Origin of the sequence: Lentzea sp. NBRC 105346 (genome assembly GCF_030269605.1) — a bacterium.
Classification (GTDB): Bacteria; Actinomycetota; Actinomycetes; order Mycobacteriales; family Pseudonocardiaceae; genus Lentzea.
The window spans coordinates 60,381-68,971 of sequence record NZ_BSTQ01000029.1 but is presented as its reverse complement, the minus strand read 5'-3'; the positions used below and the strand labels follow the sequence as shown (position 1 = coordinate 68,971).

The following is an 8,591-nucleotide window of genomic DNA, read 5'->3' as shown; positions in this document are numbered from 1 at the left end:
GGTACAGATGACCCCGCAAAACCGTGGAAGATCACGCAAAACAGCGAAGATCGTTCTTCCTGGTCACACCGTCTTCGTTATCTTCGCCGCAGGCCACGATGGCCGCTTGTCTGGTTCTACAAGAACCTGCGCGGCTACGTCCGCACGGTCACGACGCCGACCGAGCTGCGGGCCGACTTCCGCGCGGTCGACAAGGTCACCGTCCGCGACTACCCGATCAAGACCGTCCAGAGCTTCGTGATCGAAGCCGGTAACCCCGGATTGCAGGCGCCATGAAAACTCTGCTGATCATGGCGATGGTCGCGTGGATGTCGGCCAACAGCGCGTCCGCGGGCGACCAGGACAACGCGGCGGTGTCCGCGGCCCGCAACGGTTACACGGCCGTCGTGTGGGAGGACGACCGCGACACGGCCACGCCGGAGGACCCGGTCCACAGCGACGTGTGGATCCGGTTGTTCCACAACGGCGTGTCGCAGTACGAGAAGAAGATCTCCACGGGCGGCACCGGCAACTGGCGGCACGTGCAGCCCGACGTCGCCGTGCGCGACGACGGCACCGCGGTCGTCGTGTGGGCCGAGGACCCGGACGGCAACGGGTTCTACAACATCGCGGTCCGGACGGTATCCGCCTCGGGCGCGGTCAGCGGTTCGGGGACGGCCAACGCGAACTCCGACGGCCAGCAGTTCGAACCGGCCGTGGCCATCGACCCGGACGGGCCCGGTTTCGCCGTGGTGTGGGAGGACAAGCAGTCCACCTCCGCGCCGACGGTCCGGGCGGCGGGCTTCGCGTCGATCTCGTCGAAGACGTACGAGGTGCAGGTCAACGCGGCGGGCGGCACGCACCAGGACCCGGACGTCGCGATGGGCGCGGCGGGCAACGCGATCATCGTGTGGGAGGCGGACGGCGACGTCGGCCGCAAGATCCTCACGCCGTCCGGTGGCGTGAAGCTCGCGCAGGGTGTCGCGAACTCGGTCACGGCCGGGGTGCAGAACCGTCCCGCGGTGGCCGCGAACTTCAACGGCGACTTCGCGGTCGCCTGGGACGGCGGTGCCCGGTCGTTCACCGCGACCGGCGTGGCCGGGTCGGCGGACGTGGCGGTCGCCGGCACGGACCCGCAGATCGGGATCGACGACCAGCGCAACGTCGTCGTCACGACGAACGTGAGCAACGACATCTACTCGCAGGGCCTCAACCCGGACGGCACCACCGCCGGACGCCTGCCGCGGCAGCTCACCTCGCAGGCGACCGCCGGGAAGCAGGACGAGCCCGCGCTCGGCGTCGACCCATGGGGCCAGCTCACAGTGGTCTATACCGACGACAACGACGGAAACGGGTTCGACCAGGTCATCCTCGGCACGGGCCTGACGAACAGCACCTGGTGACACCGGCCCTCCCGCTCGTCCGTCACACTGGTGGGCGATCTCTGACGGGCGGGAGTCGCTGGGTGAGCGAGACCGAAGGACGGCAGGTGGCCGGACGGTACCGGCTGCGCGAACGACTCGGGCACGGCGCGATGGGCGTCGTCTGGCACGGGTACGACGAGCAGCTGCATCGGGTGGTGGCGATCAAGGAACTGCTCGTCCCGCAAGGTGATGACGAGAAGGCCGACCGGGCGCGGCACCGCGCGATGCGCGAGGCCAGGCTCGCGGCGCGGCTGGAGCACCCGAACGCGATCCGGGTCTACGACGCCGTCGAGGAGGACGGCCAGCCGTGGCTCGTCATGGAGTACATGCCGAACCGCAGCCTGGCCGACATCATCGCCGAACAGGGTGAGCTGCCGCCCAAGGAGGTCGCGCTCATCGGCTGCCAGATCGCGCACGCGCTGGCCGCCGCGCACCGGCACAAGATCCTGCACCGCGACGTGAAGCCCGCCAACATCCTGGTAGGCGACCAGGACGTGAAGATCACCGACTTCGGCATCTCGCGCCTCACCGACGACGGCACGGCCACGCTCACCGGCACGAACACCGTCGGCACTCCCGCGTTCTTCTCCCCCGAGGTCGCGCGCGGCGAGCAGGCCGGGTTCTCCTCGGACGTGTTCTCGCTCGGCGCGACGCTCTACAACGCGGTCGAGGGCACGCCGCCGTTCGGCAAGCTCGAGAACACCATCCAGATGCTGCACAAGGTCGCGGGCGGTGAGTACCGCAGACCGGAGAAGGCCGGCCCGCTGCTGCCGGTGCTCGAGCAGATGCTCCAGAAGGACCCGGACGCGCGGCCCACCATGGAGGACTGCGTCAAGCTGCTCGCCGAGGTCTACAACGGCGACGACGAGCACGAGGACGCCGTCGAGGCCGCCATGGCCGCGACGCTGGTGGACGCACCGGCCCCGGCACGTCCGGAGGTCGACCCGACGCGGCCCGCCGCGTACATCCCGATCCCCCGCGAGGAAGAACCGCGGCGCAAGGCGGCTCCGCTGATCATCGGGGCCGTGATCGTGCTGCTGCTGATCGCCGGGCTCGGCGCGTGGTCGTTGTGGGGCAAGAAGCAGCAGACCGCCACTCCACCATCGACCAGCAGCTCGCAGCAGCCCACCTCGTCGTCGTCACCGCAGACCGGCGGCTCCTCACAACCCACGACTCAGCCGCCTACAACGACGACGACCACCACGACGCCACCGGCACAGCAACCACCGCCGGCGCAGGCGCAGACCGCGGCGCAGGCGCTCGTGGACTACTACAACATCATTCCCGAGAACCTCGACGCGGGCTGGGCGCGGCTGACCGACAACTTCAAGCAGGGCCGCGGTCTGACCCGCGAGGGCTACGACTCGCACTGGAACCAGTTCAACGACGTGGTCGCGACCGACTTGGTGCCACAGGGCGACAACGTGGTGACCGCGACGGTCACCGCCACCTACAAGACCGGCGGCAACCTGGTCGAGCGGCACACGTTCACGCTTGTCCAGCAGAACGGTCAGTGGTTGATCGAGCACCAGGGGTGACGTAGCCGAAGGATTACACGCGACTTGGCATTATGCGGCGATGTCGCAGGTACCAGGTCCGAAAGGTTTACCCCTTCTGGGTTCCGCCCTGGCGTTGCGCAGGGATCTGCTCGGCACCTACGAACGGGCCAGGGCGGAGTTCGGTGACATCGTCCGGCTGACGGCCGGGCCCATGACGCTGTACAACGTGTTCCACCCGGACCACGTGCAGCACGTGCTGGCCACCAACGCGGCGAACTACCGCAAGGACAACCAGGCCAACGAGGACATCGCGGCGCTCTTCGGCAACGGGCTGCTCACCAGCCAGGACGAGACGTGGCGCGGGCAACGCCGAATCGTGCAGCCGATCTTCACCCGCAACCGCGTCGCGGCCGCCACCGAGGACATGGCGCTGGAGTCGCACCGGCTCGTATCCCGCTGGTTCACCAGCGACACCGTCGACCTGAACCGCGAGATGGTCACCTACGCGATGCGCGTGGTCGGCCGCATCCTGTTCGGCGCGGACGTCGACGAGGCCGCCGCGGTGTGCACCGACACGTTCCCCGTGCTCGGCGAGTACGTCCGGCGACGCGGTATGTCGCCGCGGCCCTTACCCCGGCACTGGCCCACCCCGGCGAACCGGCGCGCGGCCCGCGCTCGCGCGCGGCTGGTCGGTGTCGCGGACGAGCTGGTGCGCAGGCGGCGGCTCGATTCGTCCGGCGACCTGTTGTCGTTGCTGCTCACCGCTTCCGACCCGGAAACCGGCGACCGCTTCGACGACGTGCAGGTGCGCGATCAGGTGCTCGTGTTTCTGCTCGCGGGCCATGACACGACCGCCACTACGCTTACGTTCACGCTGTATCTGCTGGCCCGGCACCCGGAGGTGCAGGAGGCGGTGCACGGCGAGGTTTCTGCGGTTTTGTCCGGGCGGTTACCCGAGTCCGGCGATATTCCGAAGCTGGTGAACACCGCCGCTGCGGTCAAGGAGGCCATGCGGCTGTACCCGCCCGCTTACTTCGTCGGGCGGCTCACTCCGGCTGGGGACGAGATCGGTGGGTATGCCATACCTGCGGGCGGCACTGTGTTGACCAGTCCCTGGGTGACACATCGCCATCCTGCTTTCTGGGACGCCCCAAGTGCTTTCCGGCCCGAGCGGTTTGCTCCGGACGCTGAGGTTGGGCGGCATCGGTACTCGTATTTTCCGTTTGGTGGCGGGCCTCGCGCCTGTATCGGGATGCAGTTCGCCTTGACGGAGGCGGTGGTGGCTGTGGCTACGATCGTGCAGCGGTATCGGCTTGGGCCGGTTCGCTCGAAGCCCTCGCTGGCCACGGGGATCACGTTACGGCCGGCCGGGCCCGTGCTCTGCGGGTTGTCAGCCCGCTAGCAGCCTCATCGCGGCCTCTTCGCGATCGGCCACCTCGAGCAGTACCGACGACGCCTCGGCCGGCGAACCGGACTCGATCAGCTTCGCGGCATCCGTCCACAGTGGCGCGATCCCACAGAACGCGTCGTACGCCCGCACATCCACCCAGGTCCCGCACTCCCCCAGGAAGTCCCGATACAACGCACGGAACAACGACCCACCGGTACCTCCGCGCTCCATCAACCCGGCAACCAGGCCGAGGTCGGCGTCACCCCACCGAAGCATCCGGGCAGCGGCCTTGCGGACACCCCGATGACCGAGGTTCGAAATCGGCGGATCCAAGTACGCCAGCGCGGTACGCCGAACGGCATCGACAACCACGTCCCGCGTCACCCGTCCCTCCCCGGAGATCGTGTACGACCGGTTCCGGGCGGTCATCGGCCCACGCTCCGCACGGGCGAGCGCGAGACTGGAGAGCGAAGTCCGCACCGCCCCACCCTGCTGATCCGTGTCGACCAGCAGGGCATCGGCGTCCGTATACCCGGTCATGGCCACGAAGTGCCCACCAAAGTGGATCTTCGACGTGAAGTACTCCAGGTGGTAGGAGTCGAGCTGCAACCCGACCGGCCCGTCCTCCAAAGCCGTCACCACGTTCTGCCAAGCCTTGCGCGCAGACGAAGTCTCCGAGACGCGCAACGTCAGCCCAAGCCGCTCGACCAGGTTCCTGGTCAGCTCGAACGGCTTGACGCGGCCGCCGAGAAACGGCACTCCGCCGGTCTCCCAGTAGATGAACCCAAGGCCCGAGCCGAGCCCGAACAGCATCGGCTCGGACAGGCCCAGGTGTGAGACCAGGACATCGGTCGCGGTGGTTTCGCAATGCACGCCCATGGCCGCAGCCTGAGCCCTCTCACGGTGTCAGGGTCAAGCCATACTTCGCAGCGATCGACTCCAGTTCGGCGTCGGACAGACCGTAGGTGGTGAAGACGGCCATCGACTGGTCCCGCGCCGGGTTGTACCCCGTGACCAGCAACCCGTCCCCCCACGAAGGCACGACGACACCGTGCTGGTTCTCCGACCGGAACCACGTCTCGCCGTCGACCGAGAACGGCACCTTCCCCGGCCCGCCGTAGAACAACGTGCGCCGAGCCTCACCGGGGTGCCGCTCCAGAGCGAACTTCAGCTGGTGCAGGAAGGTGATCCAGCCTTCGGTGATGTCGTCGTAGTACTCGTCCCACTCGGGCAGCACCCCGCGCGCCGCGCGCGTCAGCACGACCCTCGTACCCTCGGGCACCTCGGTGAGCTCGAACGTGTCGCCGCCGCCCTCCTTCAGCGAGAGGGTGTGGCCGTCCTCGTGGGCGTGGGCGAAGTAGATCAGGTCGATCTCCTCGTCCAGGCCATCGGTCTCCCAGCCGTGCCAGTGCCGGATCTTCTCCTTGTCCCGCAAGGCTTCCCACACCGTCTCGACGGGGGCAGCCACGGTGACCTCGATGCGCGGTGTCTCGCTCATGACGCAACTCCTGGATGACCGAAGGCGACGAGCCGGTACGGACGCCCCTGCTCGCTGTCGTATTTTTCGACGACCGCGCGTACGGCGGCGGTCAGTTCGTCGGTGAAGTCGTGCACGTCGCCGGGCGCGGCGAAGCGCACCTCGGCTTCTAGGGTGAACGTGAGCAGGCGCTTGCCCGCCTCGTCGGCCTTGACCTGCATGCGGCCGACGTCGCGGACGGTCGCGGCGGCGACGCCCACCAGGTGGCCGGCCGCGTACTGGTCCTGGATCTGGGTGAACTCGCCCATCACGGTCGGGTCGATCACGACCCCCGGCCGGGCGCGCATGATGCGTTCGACGCAGCCCCGGCGCTGCCGCTCCTCGACCAGCTCGACCAGCCCGGCCGCCTCCAGCGCGCGCAGGTGGTAGTTGATCTTCTGGCGCGGCTCGCCGACCACCTCGGCCAGGCTGGACGCCGACGCGGGCTCGCGCAGGTGCGCCAGCAGCTTGCGCCGCAACGGCGACAGGGCCGCTCGCACCTTGTCCGGCTCGTCCACGTACGTGACCACGACATCAGCTTCCATTTGACAAATTCATTTGTCAATACCGGGTTGGGACCGGAACTCACCCGCGCACTTGACCGCGAGTAGTGGTCCAGTCCACTTTCGGTCCCGTGAGAGCGCTCTTCTTCGTGGCGGTGGTGACAGCGGCGTCCACCACTCCACTGTGGACGGCAGCCGCAGACGTCGTACCCGGTCAGACCTACACGGTCACCAACCTCAATAGCGGCAAGTGCGTCGAGGCGCGCGGCACCGCGAACGGCACGGCCGTCGTGCAGGGCTCGTGCCAGACGTGGAGGTTCACGCCGACCAGTGACGGCTACTTCCAGGTCGGCGACGGTCAGGTGTGGGACGTGACCGACGTGTCGGTCGCCGACTCGGCGAAGGTCCAGTTGTGGACCTACGGTGGCGGCAACAACCAGCAGTGGCGCGCGGTCGAGGAGTCGGCGGGGGTGTACCACTTCGTCAACCGCAACAGCGGGAAGTGCCTCGACGTGCCGGGCGCGTCGACCGCGGACGGAGTCCAGTTGCAGCAGTACACCTGCAACGGCACGGGCGCGCAGTCGTTCCGGCTGGCCACGTCCGACGCCACCGATCTCGGCCCGAACGTCGTCGTGTTCGATCCGTCGATGCCGGCGTCGTCAATCCAGTCACGACTGAACGACATCTTCCGCCAGCAGGAGACCAACCAGTTCGGCCAGCAGCGCTACGCCGTGCTGTTCAAGCCGGGCACGTACAACGTCGACGTCAACGTCGGCTACTACACGCAGGTGCTGGGCCTGGGCGCGAAGCCCGACGATGTGACGATCAACGGCCAGGTGCACGTCGAGGCGGACTGGTTCGGCGGCAACGCGACGCAGAACTTCTGGCGGGGCGCGGAGAATATCGCGATCCGGCCGCCGGGTGGCACGAACACGTGGGCCGTCTCGCAGGCGGCGCCGATGCGCCGCACGCACACCTACGGCAACATGCAGCTCGACGACAACGGCTGGTCCAGCGGCGGGTTCCTGGCCGACTCGGTCGTCAGCGGCCAGGTCCGGTCCGGCTCGCAGCAACAGTGGTTGTCCCGTAACACCGAATGGGGCAGCTGGACAGGGTCCAACTGGAACATGGTCTTCGTCGGCGCCCGCAACGCGCCGGGCACCAGCTTCCCCAACCCGCCCTACACGACCGTGGCGCAGACGCCGGTCGTGCGGGAGAAGCCGTTCCTGACCATCGACTCCGCCGGCAAGTACAGCGTCGCCGTGCCCTCGTTGCGTTCCAACACCTCCGGTGTCTCGTGGGCGACGGCGAACCCGTCGATCCCGCTCGACCAGTTCTTCGTGGCGAAGCCGGGCACCTCGGCGGCGACGATCAACGCGCAGCTGGCGCAGGGCAAGCACCTGCTGCTCACGCCGGGCATCCACCGGATCTCCGAGCCGATCCGCGTCACCCGGCCGGACACCGTGGTGCTCGGTCTGGGGCTCGCGACCGTCATGCCCACCAACGGGAACATGGCCCTGGACGTGTCCGACGTCGACGGCGTCAAGATCGCCGGAATCCTGGTCGACGCGGCGCCGACCAACTCCCCGCTGCTCATGCAGGTGGGCGCGCCGGGGTCGTCCGCGAGGCATGTCTCCAATCCGACCTCGCTGCACGACGTGTTCTTCCGCATCGGCGGCGCGGACGTGGGCCGGGCGACGACGACGCTGGTGGTCAACAGCTCCGACGTGATCGGCGACCACATGTGGTTGTGGCGCGGCGACCACAGCAACGGCGTCGGGTGGGACCTCAACACCGCCGACACCGGCCTGGTCGTCAACGGTCAGAACGTCACGATGTACGGCCTGTTCGTCGAGCACTACCAGAAGTACCAGACGATCTGGAACGGCAACGGCGGCCGGACGTACTTCTACCAGAACGAGATGCCGTACGAGGTGCCCAACCAGCAGGCCTGGATGAACGGCTCGACCCGCGGGTACGCGGCCTACAAGGTGGCGAACTCGGTGACGTCGCACGAGGCGTGGGGGCTGGGCAGCTACTGCTTCTTCAACGCCAACCGTTCCGTGGTCGCGGACCGGGCGTTCGAGGTGCCGGTCGCCTCGGGCGTGCGGTTCCACAGCCTGGTCACGGTGTCGCTGGGCGGCGCGGGCACGATCGCCCACGTCATCAACAACACCGGCGGCCCGTCCAACTCGCAGACGAACGTCGCCAACGTGGCCAACTTCCCGTAAGGGTCCGCTGAGTGGTTTCCGCGTTGCCGGTCCCATGCTCCAGGCCGAA

7 protein-coding genes and 1 pseudogene are annotated in these 8,591 nt (G+C 68.1%); 5 read left to right on the top strand and 3 right to left on the bottom strand.

From position 1 onward, the window contains the following. The 4 genes and pseudogenes from QSK35_RS40820 to QSK35_RS40805 form a co-directional block, all read left to right on the top strand. Positions 1-276 (top strand): annotated as a pseudogene (locus tag QSK35_RS40820) (hypothetical protein); the annotation flags it as partial. Beyond that, positions 273-1,382: a hypothetical protein gene (locus QSK35_RS40815; protein ID WP_285753511.1), complete on the top strand. Its 1,110-nt coding sequence runs from the start codon at positions 273-275 to the stop codon at positions 1,380-1,382. The pseudogene QSK35_RS40820 and the gene QSK35_RS40815, both read left to right, overlap by 4 nt. A 62-nt stretch (positions 1,383-1,444) precedes the next feature. Next, positions 1,445-2,941 carry a serine/threonine-protein kinase gene (locus QSK35_RS40810; protein ID WP_285753509.1) on the top strand — a complete coding sequence of 499 codons (1,497 nt, stop codon included), beginning with the start codon at positions 1,445-1,447 and terminating at the stop codon, positions 2,939-2,941. Between the two features lie 40 nt (positions 2,942-2,981). After that, the gene (locus QSK35_RS40805; RefSeq protein ID WP_285753507.1) at positions 2,982-4,304 is read left to right on the top strand and encodes a cytochrome P450; all 1,323 of its coding nucleotides are present in this window, start codon (positions 2,982-2,984) and stop codon (positions 4,302-4,304) included. On the opposite strand, the gene QSK35_RS40800 is transcribed toward QSK35_RS40805, so the two are convergent. From QSK35_RS40800 to QSK35_RS40790, 3 genes are read right to left on the bottom strand one after another with little or no spacing between them, the layout of a single operon-like run. Continuing rightward, a complete protein-coding gene (locus QSK35_RS40800; RefSeq protein WP_285753505.1) occupies positions 4,293-5,171 on the bottom strand; it encodes a BtrH N-terminal domain-containing protein in 879 nt (292 codons plus the stop codon). The genes QSK35_RS40805 and QSK35_RS40800 overlap by 12 nt on opposite strands. A 19-nt stretch (positions 5,172-5,190) precedes the next feature. Then, positions 5,191-5,790 (bottom strand): SRPBCC family protein, encoded by a 600-nt coding sequence (locus tag QSK35_RS40795; RefSeq protein ID WP_285753504.1) that lies wholly within the window; start codon positions 5,788-5,790, stop codon positions 5,191-5,193. Continuing rightward, positions 5,787-6,338 carry an ArsR/SmtB family transcription factor gene (locus QSK35_RS40790; RefSeq protein ID WP_285753502.1) on the bottom strand — a complete coding sequence of 184 codons (552 nt, stop codon included), beginning with the start codon at positions 6,336-6,338 and terminating at the stop codon, positions 5,787-5,789. Before QSK35_RS40790 ends, QSK35_RS40795 begins: the two co-directional genes overlap by 4 nt. Positions 6,339-6,442: 104 nt before the next feature. Here QSK35_RS40790 and QSK35_RS40785 point away from each other — a divergent pair, with 104 nt between their 5' ends. Then, the gene (locus QSK35_RS40785; RefSeq protein WP_285753501.1) at positions 6,443-8,542 is read left to right on the top strand and encodes an RICIN domain-containing protein; all 2,100 of its coding nucleotides are present in this window, start codon (positions 6,443-6,445) and stop codon (positions 8,540-8,542) included. The last annotated feature ends 49 nt before the right edge of the window (positions 8,543-8,591 follow it).